This window comes from Gardnerella sp. 30-4 (assembly GCF_001641215.1).
GTDB lineage: Bacteria > Actinomycetota > Actinomycetes > Actinomycetales > Bifidobacteriaceae > Bifidobacterium > Bifidobacterium leopoldii.
In genome coordinates this window covers 1-19,161 of record NZ_LXJL01000046.1, presented here as the reverse complement: position 1 = coordinate 19,161, position 19,161 = coordinate 1, and the positions used below count along the sequence as shown (strand labels likewise).

Genomic DNA, 19,161 nt, shown 5'->3' with positions numbered 1-19,161 from the left:
AAGTGAATCTTAAAGCAAGCGTTTAATCGCTTCTTAAAGAATTGCTAAGACGAGTCGAGGTTAGTTCCTCGGCTCGTTTTTTATTTGTATTATTATTAAGTTATGCCGAATATTATTGATTTGTTGCGCAACGATTTCTCTACCTTCGCTCAGCGCAAGTTTAATGCCGTGGATGCGCTGATTTTGTGCGAGCTATCTTATATAAATATGCCAACTTCCGTGCCAAAATATTGCGATAATCCAAAGAATATTTCGACTGTATCTATTAACGAATTGCTTAGAATAGAAGACTATTCGTCAATGTTTGCTTCTGGGGCTCCTAAAGTAGATAAATTCCGTAGGAAGCTGCTTCTTGCTGTCGCTTCCAGCCCTAGGTATAGGGGAATTCGCGTAGGGGAGTATCTTGAGAGGTTTGATGAATCAAATATTGACGAATCATTAGAACAGCAGTTTGCTGGAGTTACTTTTGATCTTAGCAATTGCGAGGGGATTGATAATCCTCATACTCTTGTTGTTGCGTATCGTGGCACTGATAATACGCTTGTTGGGTGGAAAGAAGATTTCAACATGGCTTTCCGCTGCCCAGTGCCAGCGCAAGAATCTGCTGCTGAATATTTGACTTCTGTAGCGCAAAGATATAGCAAACGTTATTCTAATAAAAACTTCTTTAATAAACTTTTTGCGAACAAACTTTTTGCCCGCTTTTCAAAATCTTCCGTAGACTTGCAAAATAATAATTCAAATATTATTGTTGTCGGTCATTCAAAAGGTGGGAACATGGCTGCTTATGCGGCTATGCGCTTAGATGCTACAAGTCAAAAACTAGGTGACCTTGTATCAAAAATTTATTCTATGGACGGCCCTGGTTTTGCGTCTGATGTAGTGGATACAAGCGTTTTTGCGAATGTTTCAAGTCGTATTGAAAAAGTAGTTCCGCAGTCTGCTTTTATTGGACTGATTATGGATACTGGGGTGCCGTATAAAGTCACGACTGCCGATTCTATTGGCTTAATGCAACATTTTGGCATGTATTGGCAAGTTAAGAATGGCGATTTTGATTACTGCGATTGCGTAACGCTGCGCGCGCTGGCAGTTTCTAAGGCAGCGAACGAGTGGATGATGAATTTGCCGTTTGAAGAGCGCAAGCGCAGGATTGACGCTGTTTATAAGATTTTTAGTAATTTGGGTTACCCAACTTTTGATGAAATGTCTTTGCATTGGTCGGAAGTTGTTCCTAAATTATTGAAGGTTGCGATGCATATGGATTCAAAGACTCATGAGCTGATTCGTAGTGTTATGAGCGCTTTTGCGCTTGTGGGCGGTTCGGATAAGAAAAGCTAGTGTAAAGTCTGTTTGGAAAGGTTTTTAAATGCGACTTCGCTTGGATTTGGCTTATGACGGCGGCGGATTTTATGGTTGGGCTAAGCAGCCTACTTTGCGCACTGTTCAAGGTGATATTGAAGCAGCATTGCATATGGTTTTGCGCGTCCCGGAAAATGATCCTACTGAATCGTTGCGTCTTACTGTTGCTGGTCGTACGGATACTGGCGTTCATGCATCTCATCAAGTGTGTCATTTAGATATTTCAGATGAAACATTGCAGCGTTGCATAGGGCATACTGGTTTAGATGGTGTTAGTGCGCTGGAGTATAGGCTGAGGCATGTGCTTCCGCAGGATATTGTTATACACAAGGTTAGTGTTGCGCCTTATGGCTTTGATGCTAGATTTTCTGCGCTAGAGCGCACATATGTGTATCGTATTGCTGATGGGTATTGCAAAGCTAAATATGATCCTCGTATGCGCGGCTTTGTTTTGCGTTTTGATTCAGAGCTTGATATTGATGCTATGAATCAGGCTGCGCGTCTTATGGTTGGTTTGCATGATTTTGGCTCATTTGCTAAGCCGAATCCTGGCGGAACTACTATTCGCGAAGTTAAGCAGGCTCGATGGCACAGAGTTGGGTCAAAGGATGCGCAGAATAGTACTGGATTTGTTCTTCCTATTGAACAAAGTTTGCTTGAATTTACTATTGTCGCTGATGCTTTTGCGCACAATATGGTGCGTTCTCTTGTGCAAGCTTGTGTGCAAATTGGTTGTGGAAAGCGTTCTCTTGATTGGTTTGAGGAAAAGATTAATGTTCCTCTTCGTGAAGGCTCGACGGGTCCAATTGATCCTCATGGATTGACATTGGAATATGTAGCTTATCCTCCTGATGAGGAGCTTGCTTCTCGCGCTGAAAAAATTCGCGCTCGCCGTGATTCGTCTGAGTTATAACGTTTCAACGCACCATGGATTTTATATTCGCGGCATGGTTTACAATTGAAAAGTTGCGTTTGTGCGCGCTTGCAGTGCGACAAATCGCAAGTGGATGAATGTCCGAGCGGTCTAAGGAGCACGCCTCGAAAGCGTGTGAGGGTAAACTCCTCCGCGAGTTCGAATCTCGCTTCATCCGCGAATTAACCAAGCCTAAAGCTGTAAATTGCTTTAGGCTTTTTTAATTCGCCGAGCTTGCGTCAATAAAGACGCAGGCAGGGCAGACTAGTGTATTTCCGCGCAAGCTCAGCAGCAAGCGCGTAATCCGCGCGAACTTTCTCTCGCGTTTGGAGCGTTTTGTTTTGGAAATTGCTCCAAACGTGCGCAACTTATCTCGCGTTTGAAGTCAAGTCCTGTTTTGTGTGTAAAGGGGAATGCCGTATAGGCTAAAAGCACTAAGTTTAAGTTTTACTTCAAAATAAGTTTTGCATCAGTAGGATACCCAAGCTCATAAGCTCTTAACAGTCTAGATGTGATTAATTGCACAATTGCATTTTTAAGAGTTTGTTGGGCGCGCATTACAGAATCGTTATCATCGCTTTTTGCAGTAACGTTATTCTCGGATGCATTATTATTTTTTGACGTAATCGTTATTATTTGATTAAAAGCAGCTAGTTCTTCTCTAGCGCAATCCATGTAAGCTATAGCGGTAATCGGCAGATCTTTTCCGTTTACTGAATCATGTGTTTTTCCGCTTTCTAACGTCTCTTGAGGAATATCGTAAACTTTTTTGCGCAAGTCTGTTCCTTCTCCTGCAGCTCGCATAAGAGTTTGAGCATTTGTCGACGCCATATCGCTGTATTCCAATGCAATATTTTGCTCTTTTCGCGCTGCTAGTGTCTGTAAAATAAAAGCAAGTTTGTCTTCAGCTTCTGCAGCTTGAGCCAAGGGCTGATGTGTCCATTTGAAGTTTTTGTAATGATTTATTACTTCTATAAGATTCGCGTATGAATCATGCTCCATTTGTTGCGCTGTTGTAGTTTTTGTATTTTCTGAGCTTTCGTTTCCGCTTTTATTGCTTACATTATTTGAATTTTCGTCACTATTTTTCTTTGAAAGCATTTCCCATTGAGCTTGCGTGCTGTATACAATACTTTCGCTTAATCTTCCTGGGCATTGCTGAGCGACAGTTTTCCAATATTTCGCTGCAGTTTCAAAATCCTTAAGGGATGTGTTATTCTGGTTCTTCTTGATTTCGCGCTGCCTTTTTTGCGCAAGCCTGTATGCTTTAGCACATGCATTTTCTGGAGCTGCTGTGTGAACTGTATGCTCGACATGAATGTTTTGCAATGTTCCGCAAGCTGTTAGAAGTGGAGATATTAAAACGCATATAAGAAGCACGAGTGCTCTGGCAATACTGCGTTTTACTTGTTTGTGCATATCATTTAACAAAACATAAAGTGTCTGCATAATCTACTAAAATAGCCACTGACTGTGACCAATATCGATTTATTAATTTGGTATTTGTTCTAAGTCTGTAACAATTAAAGCTAACTGTTGTTAGAAGAAAAAAATAAGTGTGCTCTAATAGTTACAATTAATAATCATAAATTAATGCGTTATAACGAGAGGACGTGCGCGATGGAATTGGATTTGGCGGGAATGCATCAGCTTGCGGCACRGCAGGGGATTAATGCCGAGGAGCTGGACGAGGCGCTCGCCGAGGCCTTGCGTCTTGCGTATATGAAAACCGCTCATCCTGCAAAGCATGTGCGAGTTGAATTGGACGAACGTGCAGGTTCGTTCACTGTGTGGGCTAGGGATGAAATTCCTGGTAAACCTACTGAAGATAACCCGTATCCAGCCCCAACGCTGGGAGAGGAGTATGACGATACTCCGCGTGATTTTGGTCGTTTAGCTGCTGCGACGGCTCGTCAAGTTATTAGTCAAATTTTCCGTAAAGCTGAAGATGACCGCGTATTTGGTGCGTTTTCTGGTCAAAAAGGCAAGCTTATTAACGGCATCATTCAACAAGACGCAAAAGATAACACTAACATCCACGTTGCTGTTGGAGACGTTGAAGCTATTTTGCCGCGTCGCGAGCAGGTTCCAGGTGAACGTTACCGCCATGGCGAGCGTATTCGCGTATATGTTGTAAATGTTGCTCGCGGTCTGCGTGGTCCAGAAATTGTTGTTTCACGTTCACATCCTGAATTAGTTCGTCGTCTTTTTGAGCGAGAAGTGCCGGAACTTGTTTCTGGAGCAGTTTCTATTATGTCGATTGCGCGCGAAGCCGGTGCTCGCACAAAGATTGCTGTTAGAGCTAATACTGAAGGTGTGAATCCAAAGGGTGCTTTAATTGGTCCTGGCGGTTCACGCGTGCGTGCTGTAATGGAAAACTTGGGTCAAGAGAAGATTGATATTGTGGATTGGTCGTCTGATCCAGCAAAGTTTGTTGCTGCTGCTCTTTCGCCTGCTACTGCTACACAAGTGCAAGTAGTGAGTGAAAAGAATCAAACTGCAGTTGCTTTTATTCATGATGCTCAGCTTTCTCTTGCTATTGGTAAAGAAGGTCAGAACGCTCGTTTGGCTGCAAAGTTGACTGGTTGGAAGATTGGTATTGAGTCTGCGGAAGAGCATGCTAAGAAGGTTGCTGCAGCTCAAGCACAAAATGCTCAGCCTGCTTCAGTTGATTTGAATAATAACGCATCTGCTGCTGAATAGATTGTTAATTGAGAAGTGCTAAATATTTTTTAGGTTGATATTTCCGCAATGTTTAGCACTTCTTGATTGTTTATTTTGCTAGTGGTGTGCAAATAAAGTAGTCTCTCGCGTGGCATTTAGCGACACTCGAGCCAATCCAACGTTTCGAGTATGCTAAAAGCTGGAATCTGGGCGAAAGGCAATCGCCATCGTCCGGCGGGAGACGAGGTATAAGATCATGGTCGCACGATGATATATCGCACGATAATAAATAATAAGCTCGCAATAATGTAAAGTGGTCGCGTGTACTAGCGCTGCCACAGACAGAGGAGAACACTGAGTGGTTAAAAAGCGCGTGTATGAACTGGCCAAAGAATTTGGTGTAGACAGTAAAACCGTGTTGGAGCGTTTGAAGAGCATGGGCGAATTTGTTAAGTCTGCTTCTTCAACAGTTGAGGCTCCAGTAGTCCGTCGTTTGCAAACAGCGTTAGCATCTGACGGAAATAAGTCCGAAAAGGCATCTAGTGCAAGTAAGCCTGCTGCGCCAAAAGCTAAGCCTCAAGCTAAGCCGCAGGCTAAACCTCAAGCTAAAGATTCGTCACACAGTGATTCTGTAGCTGGCTCTTCTGCTAACCAGCCTGTGCATAACACAGCTTCTCATTTTGCTCCAAAGCCGGGTGCAAATCATACTCGTTCAAACAATACTTCGCGTTCTAATGCGTCTGCCGGCGAAAATAGAAAAAATGATCGCCGCAATGATAATCGCGGCGAATCGCGACAGCAAGCTCAAGGTCAATCTCACTCAGATCGTTCACAGATGCCTCCTCGCCCTCGTCCGCACCAGAATGCACAAGGTGCAGGCGCATCTGCTCCACGTCCTGGTAATAATCCGTTTAGCCGTAAGCAAGGTATGCGTGCTCCTACACCTGGAGATATTCCACGTCCTCATCCGATGTCTCGTCCTGGCGCTGAAAATGGCCGCGGTGGTCGTCCGGGTCAAGGTGGCTCTGGAGCTCAAGGTTCGCGTGGTGAACGTGCAGAACGCGGTGGTCGCTCACGTGGCGGTCGCTCTGGTCAAGGTGGCGCACGCTCATCGCAGTGGTCGGGTCAGCGTCGCGGTCAAGGTGGCGCAGGTGCAGGCTCTGGTGCATCTTCTCGCCCATCTGCAGAATCTCGTTTTGCGTCTCAAGGAGCTAGCTTCCAGGCTGCTGCAGCGGGCGCACCTAATGGTGGTCCATCGCGTGGTGGCGGTCGCGGTCGTGCAGGAGCTGCAGGTGCATTCGGTCGTCAAGGTGGTAAATCTTCTAAGGCTCGTAAGAATCGCTTGGCGAAACGTCGTGAATACGAAGAGCTTAAAGCACCAGTGATTGGCGGTGTGCGTATTCCTTCTGGTAACGGTGCTACGATTCGCTTGCGTCAAGGCGCAACTCTTTCTGATTTGGCAGAAAAGATCGATGTAAATCCAGCAGCTTTGGTAACTGTTCTCTTCCACTTGGGTGAGATGGCAACAGCTACACAATCTTTGGATGAGTCGACATTCCAAATTTTGGGTGAAGAAATCGGCTGGAATATCAGCATTGTTTCTGCTGAAGAAGAAGATAAAGAGCTTTTGCAGCAGTTTGACATCGATTTGGACGAAGAAGAGCTGCAAGAAGATGACGATTTGCAGTCTCGTCCGCCTGTAGTAACAGTTATGGGTCACGTCGATCACGGTAAAACTCGCTTGCTTGATACCATTCGTAAGTCGAATGTTATCGATCGCGAAGCAGGTGGCATTACTCAGCGCATCGGTGCTTATCAAGTAACTGTAAATCTTGAAGGAAAGCCTCGTAAGATTACGTTCCTCGATACTCCAGGCCACGAAGCGTTTACTGCTATGCGTGCTCGCGGTGCTGAGCTTACAGACGTTGCAATTCTTGTTGTTGCAGCAGACGACGGCGTGATGCCTCAGACTGTTGAAGCTATTAACCACGCTCAAGCTGCTCATGTGCCAATTGTTGTGGCTGTGAACAAGATTGATGTTGAAGGTGCTAACCCAGATAAGGTTCGCGGTCAGCTTACAGAATACGGTTTAGTTGCTGAAGATTACGGTGGAGACACCATGTTCGTGGATATTTCTGCAAAGCAGGGCACGAACGTCGATAAGCTTCTTGAAGCTGTGTTGTTGACTGCTGACGCTGAGCTTGATCCTAAAGCAAATCCAAATATGGATGCTCGCGGTGCAACTATCGAAGCTCGACTCGATAAGGGTCGTGGTGCTGTTGCTACTGTTCTTGTGCAGCAAGGTACTCTTCACGTCGGTGATTCTATTGTTGCTGGCACTTCTTATGGTCGTGTGCGCGCTATGCTCGACGAGAACGGCAAGCATTTGCAGGATGCGGCTCCTTCCACTCCTGTTCAGGTGCTTGGTTTGACTTCTGTTCCAACCGCTGGCGACTTGTTCTTGGTTACTTCGGACGATCGTTCTGCTCGTCAAATTGCTGAAAAGCGCGCAGCTACAGAGCGTGCAGCTCAGCTTGCTAAGCGCCGCAAGGTTGTGTCTCTTGAAAGCCTTAAGGAACAGTTCGCTAAGTCTGAAGTTGACATGCTGAACATCGTTATTAAGGGCGATTCTTCTGGTTCTGTTGAAGCTTTGGAAGATTCCTTGATGAAGATTGAGGTCTCTGAGGAAGTTGGCATCCAGGTTATTCACCGCGGTGTTGGTGCAATTACTCAGAATGATGTGAACTTGGCAACTGTCGATAAGGCTGTGATTATTGGATTCAACGTGCGTCCAAACCGTCAGGTTGCTGATTTGGCTGAGCGCGAAGGCGTGGAAGTTAAGTACTACTCGGTTATTTACAAGGCAATCGAAGATATCGAAGCTGCTTTGAAGGGTATGCTTAAGCCAGAATTTGAAGAGGTTGTCACTTCTCACTCTGAGATTCGCGAAATCTTCCGTTCTTCCAAGTTCGGCAATATTGCTGGTGTTATGGTCCAAGATGGCGAAGTCAAGCGCGGTACGAAGTGCCGTATTTTGCGCGACGGCGTTGCTACAGTCAACGACTTGGAGATTTCCAGCTTGCGTAGGTTTAAGGATGACGTGCAATCCGTTAGCGAAGGTTACGAAGCTGGTATTAATCTCGGCAGCTTTAATGACATTGAGCTTGGCGATATAATCGAAACCTTTGAAATGAAGCAGATTGAGCGCAAGTAATTATGGCAGGAACGAATCCTAGAGCTGCACGTATTGCAGCATTAATTCAGCGCGTAATCGCTTCCAATATGGAATCGCATTTGCATGATAAGCGTTTGGCGAGTGTGACTATTACGGAAGTGCGTGTTACGAACGATTTGCAAATTGCAAAGGTTTACTGGACTCAACTTGGTCACGAAGGCAAAGAGCAGGGCGAGCGTCAGCGTGCAGCACAAGCTTTGCAGCAGGCTCACGGTCGACTGCGCTCTTTGGTCGGTGCAAAAGCTGGATTGCGTTTGACTCCTCAATTGCAATTCATTTATGACGAAGTGCCGTCTGAAGCGCACGAAATTGAGGATATTCTTGTTGCAGCTCGTCATCGTGATGAAGAATTAGCTAAGTTGCGTGAAAATGCTAAGTATGCTGGCGATGTCGATCCGTATAAGAAGCCGCGCGAAGTTGAAGAATCTGACGATGATTTCGATGACGACGACGATTTTGACGACGACGATGACTTTGAAGAGGGCGACTTTGAAGACATGTCTGAATCGTCTGACAACAATTAAATCTCAAAGCAAACTCAATGTGAATCGTATAGTAGCTAGATTTAACTTATGTGCATACCAGATTCAGGATTACTGCTTGTAGATAAGCCGCAAGGTGTTACAAGTCACGATATTGTTGCATGCGCTCGTCATTTGTTGCATACAAAGCGAGTTGGGCACGCAGGAACGCTTGATCCTATGGCAACAGGATTGCTAATCATAGGTTTTGGCAATGCAACGCGACTTTTAAATTACATGTTGGGGCACAATAAAACCTATGAAGCAGTAATCCGCTTAGGAGAAGCAACTACTACTGATGATGCAGAAGGTGAAATTCTTCCGAATGACGCATTAAATATAGGTCCGGGGGTTCACGTCGCTAATAAAGACATGTCTTTTGAAAAGTCACTGTCTTTTGAGCGAATTAAGCAAGTTGTTAGCGAAAATTTAGTAGGCAAAATTATGCAAGCTCCTACTGCTTTTTCTGCTATTAAAATTAATGGTCAACGCGCTTATGATTTAGCGCGCGAAGGAAAATCAGTAGAGATTGCTCCTAGAGAGATATTTGTTAGTGATTTTTCAGTGAGCAATCCTCGAATTACTAGGGGAGTGAGTGGGAAACTCGTATGCGATATATCTGCAAAAGTTTCTTGCAGTAGTGGAACATATATTCGCGCTTTAGCTCGTGATTTAGGTCGCTTACTAGGAGTTGGTGGACATCTTACTCAGCTTCGTCGCACTAGCGTTGGTGATTTTTCGGTTACTGATTCGCGAGTTCTTAAACTTCGCTCGCAAATGCGAGAATTTACTGATCGCAATGGAGTATTGCAGCATCGCTCAAAAGCAGTTCCTAGTGACGATTTTGACGCAAATAATATGCTTCCTAAAATTTGCTTAAATATGATGGATGCAGCTTCGCATTCGCTTCCAACTTTAAGCATTGATGAGAATCAAGCTAAAGACTTACGTTTTGGGCGCTGGATTGAGCTTAAATCTGGCATAAATTACGAAAATTATCCTGCAATAGCGTACGTTTCAAACGCAAATACTGAGGAATGTGACGTTGTTGCAGTAGTTGAATTGACAAAAAATATAAAAAGTAATCAAATCAAACCAATTGTGGTATTTCCGGCAAGCGAGAAGACTGGTAAACTAGATAAGTATTTAAAATAACGAATTGCGTATTTTGCGTAGTTTGCTTGAGTAATGCTTGAACGCGGATAGTAAGGATATCATGAAGGTCATCGACATTCGACCAGATGCCAACGGCATGATTAATTGGCCAACGTTAAGTGCAGAGCGTAAAGCGGTTGTTACCATTGGCGTATTCGACGGTATGCACAAAGGTCATCGCGAGGTTATTCGTCGTACTGTGGATCTTGCGCATCGTCATGGAGCGTTTTCAGTAGTGATTATGTTTGATCCGCGTCCAAGCGTAGTGCATGCTAATCCTGATTTATACGATGATTTTGGCGACGTTAATTCTAAACTTCCGGACGATCCGGATGCTCTTACAAGCGTGCGTCAACGTTTGCGCGTGATGTCACAGTTGGATGTTGATCATGTTGTGATTGTGCGCTACAGCCTTGCTTTTGCTGCAAAATCGTACCGTTTCTTCTTAGGTCAGCTCGTTGGAAAGCTTGGTATGCGAGCATTAGTTCTTGGCTCTGATGCTGCGCTTGGTGCTCGTCGTGCTGGTGATATCAAAGCAATTCGTGAGTTGTCTCAAGCAACTGGAGTTTTTGAGCTTATTGAAGTAGAGGATTTGGGTCCAGATGACGTTCGCGTGCCTGATCCTATTGTTCGTGAAGTTCCACAGGAGCCTGGAGATCCTAAAGATCCTTCTGAGGGCATGAATAAAGCTGAATATCGTGCTTGGAGTAAGAGCATGCCAAATAAGAAAGTGCGTGCTTGGAGTTCTACAAATGTGCGCTGGATGTTGGCTACTGGTCGAGTCAAAGAAGCGCGTGAAATTTTGGATCAGCCGCATCGCGTTGAAGGAACAGTAGTTCATGGAGACGAGCGTGGGCGCGAGATTGGATTCCCAACAGTAAATCTTGGCGAAAAAATTGAAGGCTATGTGCCAGTTGATGGCGTGTATGCAGGTTGGGTTGTTGATTTAGATGCTGACAATAAGAACGATGTCAGACCATCGAAAAATGCTGTTCCAGATGTGAGTGTTTTGCGTCGTGATGAGCTTCATTTAGGCGTTCATTCTCCGTGGCGTTGGCCTGCTGCGATTTCTATTGGAACTAAGCCAACATTTAATAAAGATGGCGAAGAAGATGCAGAGCGCACTGTTGAAGCTTACGGATTGTTCGACGATTGGAAAGACTTGTACGGGCACCGCGTTTGCATTGAGTTTGCTAGTTTCTTGCGTCCGCAACAGGCTTTTGATTCAGTTGACGCGCTAAAAGATATGCTCAAAGCTAATGTTGAGCAAGTGCGCGAGATTACAGATGCTGAAGCTGAAGTCTGATTTTGATATTTGCGCTTAGTGGTTTTTAGTTGCGATTATTTTTGCTAGCTGCGTTTAGCTTATAGTCCAAGTGCTTTTAACGCTTCTCGCACTGTGCTAACTTCAATAATTTCTAATCCTGGAATACTAACGCTTTTCCGCATATGGCAAACTATTGCGCGCCTATATCCTATTCGCGCAGCCTCGCGCAATCGCGGCTCTATTCTTGGCACTGGGCGAACTTGACCGGTTAAGCTCATCTCGCCAATTGCGCAAGTTTTAGGAGTTACTGCTTTCCCGGCAGCAGCGCTAGCTAAAGCTGCTACGATTGCCAAGTCGCAAGACGGCTCCTTTGCCAACGCTCCTGCAATAGTAGATACGTACAAATCTTTTGCAAGCAAATTAACGCGTCCGTGACGATACAAAACTGCTGTAAGCATTGCAAGACGGTTAGAATCAACACCAGAAACTGCACGGCGAGGAGTGGGCAGAGCCGATTGTGTTACAAGTGCTTGTATTTCAATCGGCAGGCTTCTGTGTCCTTCAAGTGTAAAAGTGACGCAAGTTCCGTCGTTTGTGCCATCTTGCGCATTTTTACCTTGATTATTGTTTTCTGTAGAAGACAAAAACAGTCCGGAAGGATCCGGCACTTCCTCAATTCCTTCACCGCTCATATCGAAGCAGCCAACTTCGTCTGTAGGTCCAAAGCGATTCTTTACAGCTCTTAGCATGCGTAGTGCTGTTTGTGTATCGCCCTCAAATTGACATACTGTGTCGACTAAATGCTCAAGCGTACGCGGCCCTGCTATTGAACCATCTTTTGTAACGTGCCCAACTAAAAGTATCGGAATATTGTTAGTTTTAGCAACGTCGATAAGTGCGCTCGCAACTTCTCTAACTTGTGTAGAACCGCCTGTAATACCATCTACTTCTTGTGCGGAAATCGTTTGTGCAGAATCGACAATAGCAAGCGTAGGGTGATGTGTTTCAATAAGATCTAGTACAGTGTCAAGATCGCCTGTTGTTGCAAGTAATAAATAATCGTTTACAGCGTTAATTCTAGACGCGCGCAATTTAACTTGTGCTGCTGATTCCTCGCCGGAAATATACAATACAGGGGGAGTGTTGCTTTCTTTTGATTGTTTAGATACGTAAGCTGCAGTTTTTAGAAGTAGTGTTGATTTTCCGATACCTGGCTCTCCTGCTATAAGAGTTACGGAGCCTGGCACAAGTCCTCCGCCTAATACGCGATCGAATTCGCTAAAACCAGTGTGAATGCGCATTGCGTCGTCTGCTTGAATTTCATTAATTGGTTGCGCAGATGTTGCTGAATCGAGAGTTGAATGTGCGATATTGCGATTAGAAGTAGTTATGCCATCCGGTGAATAGGTGCGCGATGCTGTTGTTGCGCGTGATGCACGTGTTGTACGAGATAATCCGCTAACTCGCGCCTCTCTAAACTCGTTCACTGTGCCCCATTCGCCACATTCAGGGCAGCGACCGTACCATTTTGAGCCGCTCCAACCGCATTCGGAGCATAAATAGTGAAGAGTAGATTTACTAGCCATATCTCGACGCTATACGCTTTATTAGACAATCATATTTTGTATTTGTTTTTGATTGTAAAGCGCTTTTGCGTACTAAAAGCGTCATCGCGATGTGACATAATGCAAGTATGTCGAAATCGAATGCTTCAAGTATGAATGCTTCAAAGATGGGTGCGTTGAATATGAATTCCTCAAGTGTCAATAATTCATCACACAGCAAGTTATTAGTTGTGTTGACTTCAGCTGCAGTAATTGTGGTTTTGGCTCTAATTTCAGCATTTATGTGGCCAGGTTGGGCATTGAATCACGAAAATGTTGCGAGCAAAAATCATATGGTAATGCCTAAAACGCCTTCTATACCATCGAAACCTTTGCCAGCATCTTCTACGGCATTGCTTAAGGCTATGCCTGATAGCGTACTTGATTTCGCTCGTGTTGACGCTATACCTAGTGCAACTTGGACTGAATCGTCGCCTTTGGAGGAATATTCTGTTAAGTACTCAACTGGTCAGCCAGATGGGGAAGTGTCTGTAACTGTTGCTCAATGGTCGAATCGCGATTCTGCGAACAAGCAGTATGAAGCGTTAGTTGATGGACTTAAGGGTTCTGATATCGCAAGTGGAAAAATTCAAGTTTCTGGTAAGACTTCCGGTAGCTATGTGTTGCGAAATGATGAAAATGATAAATCACAGGCTAGTGCATTGTGGCAGAACGATACCGCTGTTTTTGAAGTGAACGGCGCAAAGCAAGCAGTAGAGCGTTTTTATCACAGATTCCCAATGTAAATGTTGTAAAAAATGATGTTCTTTGTAATATCACTCCACAAAGTCGTTAAAACGGTGTAACATTAGGCAAGTTGCACACTTTACATAGGAATGGAGGCTTCAGATGGGTTCTGTCATCAAGAAGCGCCGCAAGCGGATGAGCAAGAAGAAGCACCGCAAACTGCTGCGTAAGACTCGTCACCAGCGCAAGTAATTTTCTTACTATGCGTTGATGCGTGTCTGAACGTTTAGGCACGTAAGACTTTTTTGAAGCGTCGGTTTTTCCGGCGCTTTTTATATACAAAAAAGTAGAGCCCGCGTTTGCGGACTCTACTTTTCGATTAGTTTCGCTACTTATTTGGGTTTGTAAGCGTGCGAGGACCGTTTGGATCGCCAACAATCACCGTGTCAACCATGTTCAAGAACAAGCCGTGTTCCACAACGCCAACAGTTTCAATCAAATCTTTCGCCAACTCCTGCGGATGCTCAATGCGCTCCATGTGCAAATCAACCACGAAGTTGTTCTCGTCGGTGCGCACTTCCTTGCCGTCAGCATCAAGACGCAAAACTGGCTTATATCCGCGCTTTTCGAACTTACGAATCACCTGCGCGGAGCCAAACGGAATCACCTCAACAGGAAGTGGGAACTTGCCAATCGTGTCGACTACCTTACTTGCGTCAACAATCCACACAATGCGGTCGGAATTAATAGCCACAATCTTTTCCCAAAGAAGAGCTGCGCCGCCGCCTTTAATTCCGTTGAAATTCTTGTCAACCTCATCAGAACCATCGATTGTAACGTCAATGTGATCCACTTCGTTAATGTCGAGAATCTTAATGCCGTAGCCCTCTGCCTGCTCTTGTGTGCGACGAGAAGTGGTGACTCCTGTGAAGCTCAAGCCTTCTTCCTTAACTCTGCGGCCAAGCTCGTCAACTAAGAAGCGCACTGTAGAGCCGGTGCCAAGACCAACCATCATTCCATTCTTTACAATCTTTGCGGCTTCAATGCCTGCTGCTTTTTTAAGCGCATCTTGTTGTGCTTTATCCATTTATCCCTGCTTTCTTGTTTTTGTTATTCCCGAGTTCGCCGATGAACTTCCATCGCTATTTGCGGGAGAGGCTTTGTGTTTTTATGCGTGCCTCATTTTCGTACATTTCCATATTAACCTTTGCCAAGATTTTTAGGGCTATGTGCATCTTAGTTGCGTCGTCATTCATTCACGGGATATTCGTGTGGTAGAGATTTGAGATTTTTCGCACTGATTGGATGCTTGCATGTTTATGAAGTTTTGCAGTTGCGCTCTGCCGACGTTGAGTATTTATTGCTTAGAGAACACTAGCGTCATTGTTACTGCATGCGTCACGCCAGGCACTCCTACCACACCACAGAACACTAGCGGTTTTACTAGTAGTGAGGGGTGGGTGTTGCTTGGTCGAGCAATATAAAAGCGGAACGATAGTAATAATCGTGATGATGAATACTATTTTTGCAGAGAAAGTAAGTAAAAAACTAAACTTAACTACGCAACCGCTAAGTCTAAGTAAGGTATAAGAGCGGAGCGCTGCGAGACAAGTAACACCCACTACTCACAGCCACATATAGAAATCCGCCAGCCAAACACCACACTAAACGAATTGCAAAAATAGCTATGAAAGGTAGAAGGCGGTTGGAGATAAATGCAAGGTGCCGTCGGGTTCTACGTAGCCGCTTACGTTGATTGTGCCGGAAATAAAACGCGCCTCGCCGTTAAAGCTTGGGCTTGTGTTTGGTGGTGGAGTAAATTGTAATACGCCAGAAACACTTAATCCTTGAACAGCTTTAGATGTAGTTTGCGTAACATTTTGCTCTGTTTTTGGAACTTCTTGAACAATAGTTATAGCGTCTTGCTGGTGCATATCTTGTTTATTTTCTATTGATAGTGCATCTTTTTCGCTATTTTCTAACGTTTCACGCTTTGTTTCACGCGCTTGTTTACATATTTCTTCTTGCGCTTGTTTAGGCTTTGTTTCACATGCTGCTTCTTGCGTTTGTTCGCGCGCTGATTCATTTGCAGATTCAGTTAGATCACTAGCGTTTTTACTATTTTGTGCAGAAAAATCAGGATTAATATCTTCACCAACTGTGCGTTCAAGATGATATTCTGCATTGGAAATTTTGCCATCTAAAAGCATTTTCGCATCACTTGGCACATTCGTACCTTTTGCATATTCAGAAGCAAGAAGCGACTTCCAGCCTTCTAAAGGCAAGTATCCGTCCTTCAAACCATTTCGGCAATCTTCCGCATATCCGCGCGCTAGTGTATCAACTTTTTCGTTTCCTTCGTTTCCTGCGTGACCCTTAACCCACACGAATTTTACGGCGCCTTCGCGCTTAGTAATTTCCGCGTCGATTGCTCGAATCAGCTCGGCATTTTTAACAGGTTCATTTTTAGAGTTTTTCCAACCGTTCTTTTTCCATCCGTGAATCCACGTAGTTGCGCAGTTTATAGCGTATTGTGAATCACTTTCGATTGTGAGCGGCTCACTTCCAGGATGTGCTCGTAAAGCTTCCAAAACTGCGCATAATTCGCCAATTTGATTTGTGCCATTAGTTGCGCCTCCAGCATCTGCATTGCCTGTGTGATGGTGTTCGTTAGAGCTACCAGACTCGTCAATGTGATCTGCCCACGCCCAACCCATTGAACCGTTTGGGTTTCCGAGCGCGGAACCGTCTGTTGAAACAACAATCATGACAAAACCTTTCAAAAATGCGCCGGCTGCAGATTGCAACCAGCGCAATTAGTAGATTCTTTATTTACGCAAGATTATTACGTTACGCTAAAGCCTTGTCGACTACAGCAGTAGCTTCCTCAAGCACCTTGTCAAGTGCTTCTGGAGAAACGAAGGATTCTGCGTAAACCTTGTAAATATTCTCGGTACCAGATGGGCGAGCAGCGAACCAGTTGTTCTTAGTCGTCACCTTCAAGCCGCCAATCTTTGCGCCGTTTCCAGGAGCTTCCGTAAGCTTTGCGGTAATATCTTCGCCAGCAAGCTTAGTTGCTTCAACGTCGCTGCCGCTCAAAGCTGCGAACTTCTGCTTTTGCTCAAGAGTTGTCGGCGTATCGACGCGCTTATACCAGCTTTCGCCAAAGCGAGCAACCTGATCCTGGTGAAGCTGAGCTGGGTTCTTGCCAGTCTTTGCAGTAATTTCCGCAGCGAGTAAATCAGGAATCAAACCATCCTTATCGGTGGTCCACACGCGACCATCTTTGCGCAAGAAGCTCATGCCGGAGCTTTCCTCTCCGCCGAAAGCAACTTCGCTGCTAAAGAGTGGGTCAACGAACCACTTGAATCCAACTGGAACTTCCACAAGCTTTGCGTTAATAGAAGCAGCCACGCGGTCGATCAAGGAAGAAGACACAAGCGTCTTGCCGATAGCAGTATTCTTTGGCCAATCCGGACGAGCACCGCCGAACAAATACTCCACGCATACCGCAATGTAATGGTTCGGGTTCATAACGCCCCAGTTAGGGCACACAATACCGTGGCGGTCAGCATCTGGATCGGTGCCGCCAACCAAATCGTACTTATCCCAAGCGCCAGCGTTAAGCTGATCAACTAAGCCCTTCATTGCGTAAGGGGAGCTTGGATCCATACGAATCTTGCCATCGTGGTCAATAGTCATGAATCGCCAAGTTGGATCAACTTCTGGACGCACAACGCCGATGTTCAAACCGTACTTTTCGTTCATAAGTGGCCAGTAGTTTACGCTTGCGCCGCCGAGTGGGTCAATTCCCAAACGCACGCCGCTAGAGCGAATCACATCGAAATCGATTACATTAGCCAAATCGCTAACGTAGTGTTCGCGGTAATCGAAGCCTTCAACCAAATCAGACTTGATTGCTTCCTCGAAAGGTACGCGCTTTACGGACTTGTAATTGTCGAGCAATTCGTTTGCGCGAGCTGCAATTGCGTTAGTTACTTCCGCAGGTGCAGGGCCGCCTGTTACAGGATCGTACTTAAAACCACCGTCGGTTGGTGGGTTGTGCGAAGGGGTGACGACAATGCCGTCAGCCAAGCCGTCGCCGCTAAAACGCTGAGTGCCGTCGGCTGCGCGATTATGAGTCAAAATAGCCTGAGAAACAACAGGAGTTGGCACGAAGTCGCCGCGAGAATCCACGCGAACGTGAACTCCGTTAGCAACCAAAACCTCAATAGCGGTTTTTTGAGCAGGCTCAGAAAGAGCGTGCGTATCGCGACCAATATAAAGAGGACCAGTTACGCCAGCTTTCTTGCGATATTCAGCAATAGCTTGCGTAATTGCCACAATATGAGCTTCGTTAAACGAAGTTTTCAAAGCAGAACCACGGTGACCGGACGTGCCGAAAATCACGCGCTGTTCTGGAATGTTGGAATTTGGAACTTCATCATAGTAAGCGCCAACCAAAGCGTCGACGTCGACTAGATCTTCTGGGGTGGCGGGCATTCCCGCATTTTTTGCTACCATAATTTTTTATTTTGCCACAGCGCTTGTATTTTATTTATTTTCTGGCACTCTTACGCACAATGCTTGCTTGTCAACAGTGAAGCGCAAATGTTTCGTATATCCCAAAATGTCGCCGTCTACTTGCACTGGAGCAGATTTTTCTAATTGCACTTCTGCGCTAAAACCTTGCGTTTGGTCAATTCTCGAGCCTGCAGAAAGCGAATCCTGCTGGAGTGCGCGCCCTGTTAGCGTTTGGTGTATTACTCCTCGGAACAAATTAGCCCAACCAATTAAACCGCCAGAAGTGTCAATAATCTCAAAATCAAGCACACCATCGTCGTATGCTGCTTCTGGCATAAGCGAAAACATAGGAATTTGACCGCAATTTCCAGCCATAAGTGTGCGGAAAGTCAATCCTTTTAGCACACTTTCGTCGCCATTTGAACGCTGTAAGGTAACGGTTGCGCGATATTTTGGCATAAACAAATGCTTTACACCAGAGACAAAATAAGCAAGCCAACTAATATTCTTTTTTAAGTTTGGATCAGTGTCGTCAATCATTAACGCGTCAAAACCAATGCCTGCAATAATTAAGAATGCGTGTCCATGATCTTCTTCTGGATTGTCGAGAATCGTTACGCGCCCAACGTCAACCTGCCTAGAGCCGTGAGAAGTTGCAACACGCAGCGCAGCATCCACGTCGTTTACTGGAATTCCCATATTTCTAGCAAAAAGATTGCCAGTTCCAATAGGAATAATTCCCATCGCATGACCTTTACCGCTTACTGCGCTCGCAACAGTACGAACCGTGCCATCTCCGCCGACTGCTACTACTACATTAGCTCCATTTGAAAGTGCTTCTAAAGCGCATTCGCGTCCATCTTTATCTAACTGTGTATCAATAATTTCGTAGGTTAAATTGCGTTCTTTGCAATAATTTTTAATACTTTCGCGATACGATTCCGCTTGTGGTTTTGAAGGATTAAGTATGAATGCGTAATGCACTGAGTCGCCGTGTCGTTGAGCAAGTTTTTCTGCCAAATGATGACGTTTTAAAGCGCGCGAAACAATCATGATGACGAATGGTGCGAGTACAAGCGCGAATACAATCATCATAAGAGCAATAGTCGCTTGAATAGGCATAGTTGGCATACCTCCTATTCTTGCACATTATTTTTTCTACAATACTAAATTTTGCGGCATATTGCGAATATTTACGTTTTTTACACATTTGTGTAGTATTTATTGTT

15 protein-coding genes and 1 tRNA gene are annotated in these 19,161 nt (G+C 45.0%); 10 read left to right on the top strand and 6 right to left on the bottom strand.

What is annotated here, in order from left to right; translation table 11 throughout:
- Positions 1-102 precede the first annotated feature (102 nt).
- The 3 genes from A5294_RS03475 (at position 103) to A5294_RS03465 (ending at position 2,453) form a co-directional block, all read left to right on the top strand.
- Positions 103-1,341: an Mbeg1-like protein gene (locus tag A5294_RS03475; protein ID WP_064340475.1), complete on the top strand. Its 1,239-nt coding sequence runs from the start codon at positions 103-105 to the stop codon at positions 1,339-1,341.
- Between the two features lie 28 nt (positions 1,342-1,369).
- On the top strand, positions 1,370-2,275 hold the full coding sequence (gene truA, locus A5294_RS03470; RefSeq protein ID WP_064340474.1) for a tRNA pseudouridine(38-40) synthase TruA: 906 nt from the start codon (positions 1,370-1,372) through the stop codon (positions 2,273-2,275).
- A 92-nt stretch (positions 2,276-2,367) separates the two neighbouring features.
- Positions 2,368-2,453: transfer RNA gene (locus tag A5294_RS03465), tRNA-Ser, on the top strand.
- A 269-nt stretch (positions 2,454-2,722) separates the two neighbouring features.
- Here the strand turns inward: A5294_RS03465 and A5294_RS03460 are convergent.
- Positions 2,723-3,724: a hypothetical protein gene (locus A5294_RS03460; protein ID WP_004105452.1), complete on the bottom strand. Its 1,002-nt coding sequence runs from the start codon at positions 3,722-3,724 to the stop codon at positions 2,723-2,725.
- A gap of 171 nt (positions 3,725-3,895) precedes the next feature.
- On the opposite strand from A5294_RS03460, the gene nusA reads away from it, so the two are divergent.
- The 5 genes from nusA (at position 3,896) to A5294_RS03435 (ending at position 11,156) form a co-directional block, all read left to right on the top strand.
- The gene (gene nusA / locus A5294_RS03455; protein ID WP_064340473.1) at positions 3,896-4,978 is read left to right on the top strand and encodes a transcription termination factor NusA; all 1,083 of its coding nucleotides are present in this window, start codon (positions 3,896-3,898) and stop codon (positions 4,976-4,978) included.
- A 319-nt stretch (positions 4,979-5,297) separates the two neighbouring features.
- Positions 5,298-8,153 (top strand): translation initiation factor IF-2, encoded by a 2,856-nt coding sequence (gene infB / locus A5294_RS03450; protein WP_004105448.1) that lies wholly within the window; start codon positions 5,298-5,300, stop codon positions 8,151-8,153.
- A gap of 2 nt (positions 8,154-8,155) precedes the next feature.
- A complete protein-coding gene (gene rbfA, locus A5294_RS03445) occupies positions 8,156-8,698 on the top strand; it encodes a 30S ribosome-binding factor RbfA (protein WP_004105446.1) in 543 nt (180 codons plus the stop codon).
- A gap of 48 nt (positions 8,699-8,746) precedes the next feature.
- Positions 8,747-9,850, top strand: coding sequence for a tRNA pseudouridine(55) synthase TruB (truB, locus tag A5294_RS03440; protein ID WP_004105445.1), 1,104 nt, complete (start codon positions 8,747-8,749; stop codon positions 9,848-9,850).
- A gap of 61 nt (positions 9,851-9,911) precedes the next feature.
- The gene (locus tag A5294_RS03435; protein ID WP_004105442.1) at positions 9,912-11,156 is read left to right on the top strand and encodes a riboflavin kinase; all 1,245 of its coding nucleotides are present in this window, start codon (positions 9,912-9,914) and stop codon (positions 11,154-11,156) included.
- A 59-nt stretch (positions 11,157-11,215) separates the two neighbouring features.
- Here A5294_RS03435 and radA read toward each other — a convergent pair whose 3' ends face one another.
- The gene (radA, locus tag A5294_RS03430) at positions 11,216-12,703 is read right to left on the bottom strand and encodes a DNA repair protein RadA (RefSeq protein WP_032842339.1); all 1,488 of its coding nucleotides are present in this window, start codon (positions 12,701-12,703) and stop codon (positions 11,216-11,218) included.
- A 107-nt stretch (positions 12,704-12,810) separates the two neighbouring features.
- Between radA and A5294_RS03425 the strand changes: the two genes are divergently transcribed.
- A complete protein-coding gene (locus tag A5294_RS03425) occupies positions 12,811-13,467 on the top strand; it encodes a hypothetical protein (protein ID WP_004109607.1) in 657 nt (218 codons plus the stop codon).
- A 103-nt stretch (positions 13,468-13,570) separates the two neighbouring features.
- Positions 13,571-13,660 (top strand): AURKAIP1/COX24 domain-containing protein, encoded by a 90-nt coding sequence (locus A5294_RS06575; RefSeq protein ID WP_004268639.1) that lies wholly within the window; start codon positions 13,571-13,573, stop codon positions 13,658-13,660.
- Between the two features lie 136 nt (positions 13,661-13,796).
- Here A5294_RS06575 and rpiA read toward each other — a convergent pair whose 3' ends face one another.
- The 4 genes from rpiA to A5294_RS03405 form a co-directional block, all read right to left on the bottom strand.
- Positions 13,797-14,495: a ribose-5-phosphate isomerase RpiA gene (gene rpiA / locus A5294_RS03420; protein ID WP_004105437.1), complete on the bottom strand. Its 699-nt coding sequence runs from the start codon at positions 14,493-14,495 to the stop codon at positions 13,797-13,799.
- Between the two features lie 598 nt (positions 14,496-15,093).
- On the bottom strand, positions 15,094-16,224 hold the full coding sequence (locus A5294_RS03415) for a ribonuclease H (protein ID WP_064340472.1): 1,131 nt from the start codon (positions 16,222-16,224) through the stop codon (positions 15,094-15,096).
- Positions 16,225-16,258: 34 nt separating this feature from the next.
- On the bottom strand, positions 16,259-17,932 hold the full coding sequence (pgm, locus tag A5294_RS03410; protein WP_064340471.1) for a phosphoglucomutase (alpha-D-glucose-1,6-bisphosphate-dependent): 1,674 nt from the start codon (positions 17,930-17,932) through the stop codon (positions 16,259-16,261).
- 30 nt (positions 17,933-17,962) lie between these two features.
- Positions 17,963-19,063 (bottom strand): diacylglycerol kinase family protein, encoded by a 1,101-nt coding sequence (locus tag A5294_RS03405; RefSeq protein WP_004105433.1) that lies wholly within the window; start codon positions 19,061-19,063, stop codon positions 17,963-17,965.
- Positions 19,064-19,161 lie beyond the last annotated feature (98 nt).

Coding starts and splice junctions, on each gene's coding strand:
- rbfA (WP_004105446.1), top strand. CDS start 8,156: ATGGCAGGAACGAATCCTAGAGCTGCACGTATTGCAGCATTAATTCAG.
- A5294_RS03405 (WP_004105433.1), bottom strand. CDS start 19,063: ATGCCAACTATGCCTATTCAAGCGACTATTGCTCTTATGATGATTGTA.
- rpiA (WP_004105437.1), bottom strand. CDS start 14,495: ATGGATAAAGCACAACAAGATGCGCTTAAAAAAGCAGCAGGCATTGAA.
- pgm (WP_064340471.1), bottom strand. CDS start 17,932: ATGGTAGCAAAAAATGCGGGAATGCCCGCCACCCCAGAAGATCTAGTC.
- A5294_RS06575 (WP_004268639.1), top strand. CDS start 13,571: ATGGGTTCTGTCATCAAGAAGCGCCGCAAGCGGATGAGCAAGAAGAAG.
- truB (WP_004105445.1), top strand. CDS start 8,747: ATGTGCATACCAGATTCAGGATTACTGCTTGTAGATAAGCCGCAAGGT.
- A5294_RS03435 (WP_004105442.1), top strand. CDS start 9,912: ATGAAGGTCATCGACATTCGACCAGATGCCAACGGCATGATTAATTGG.
- truA (WP_064340474.1), top strand. CDS start 1,370: ATGCGACTTCGCTTGGATTTGGCTTATGACGGCGGCGGATTTTATGGT.
- A5294_RS03425 (WP_004109607.1), top strand. CDS start 12,811: ATGTCGAAATCGAATGCTTCAAGTATGAATGCTTCAAAGATGGGTGCG.
- radA (WP_032842339.1), bottom strand. CDS start 12,703: ATGGCTAGTAAATCTACTCTTCACTATTTATGCTCCGAATGCGGTTGG.
- A5294_RS03460 (WP_004105452.1), bottom strand. CDS start 3,724: ATGCAGACACTTTATGTTTTGTTAAATGATATGCACAAACAAGTAAAA.
- A5294_RS03475 (WP_064340475.1), top strand. CDS start 103: ATGCCGAATATTATTGATTTGTTGCGCAACGATTTCTCTACCTTCGCT.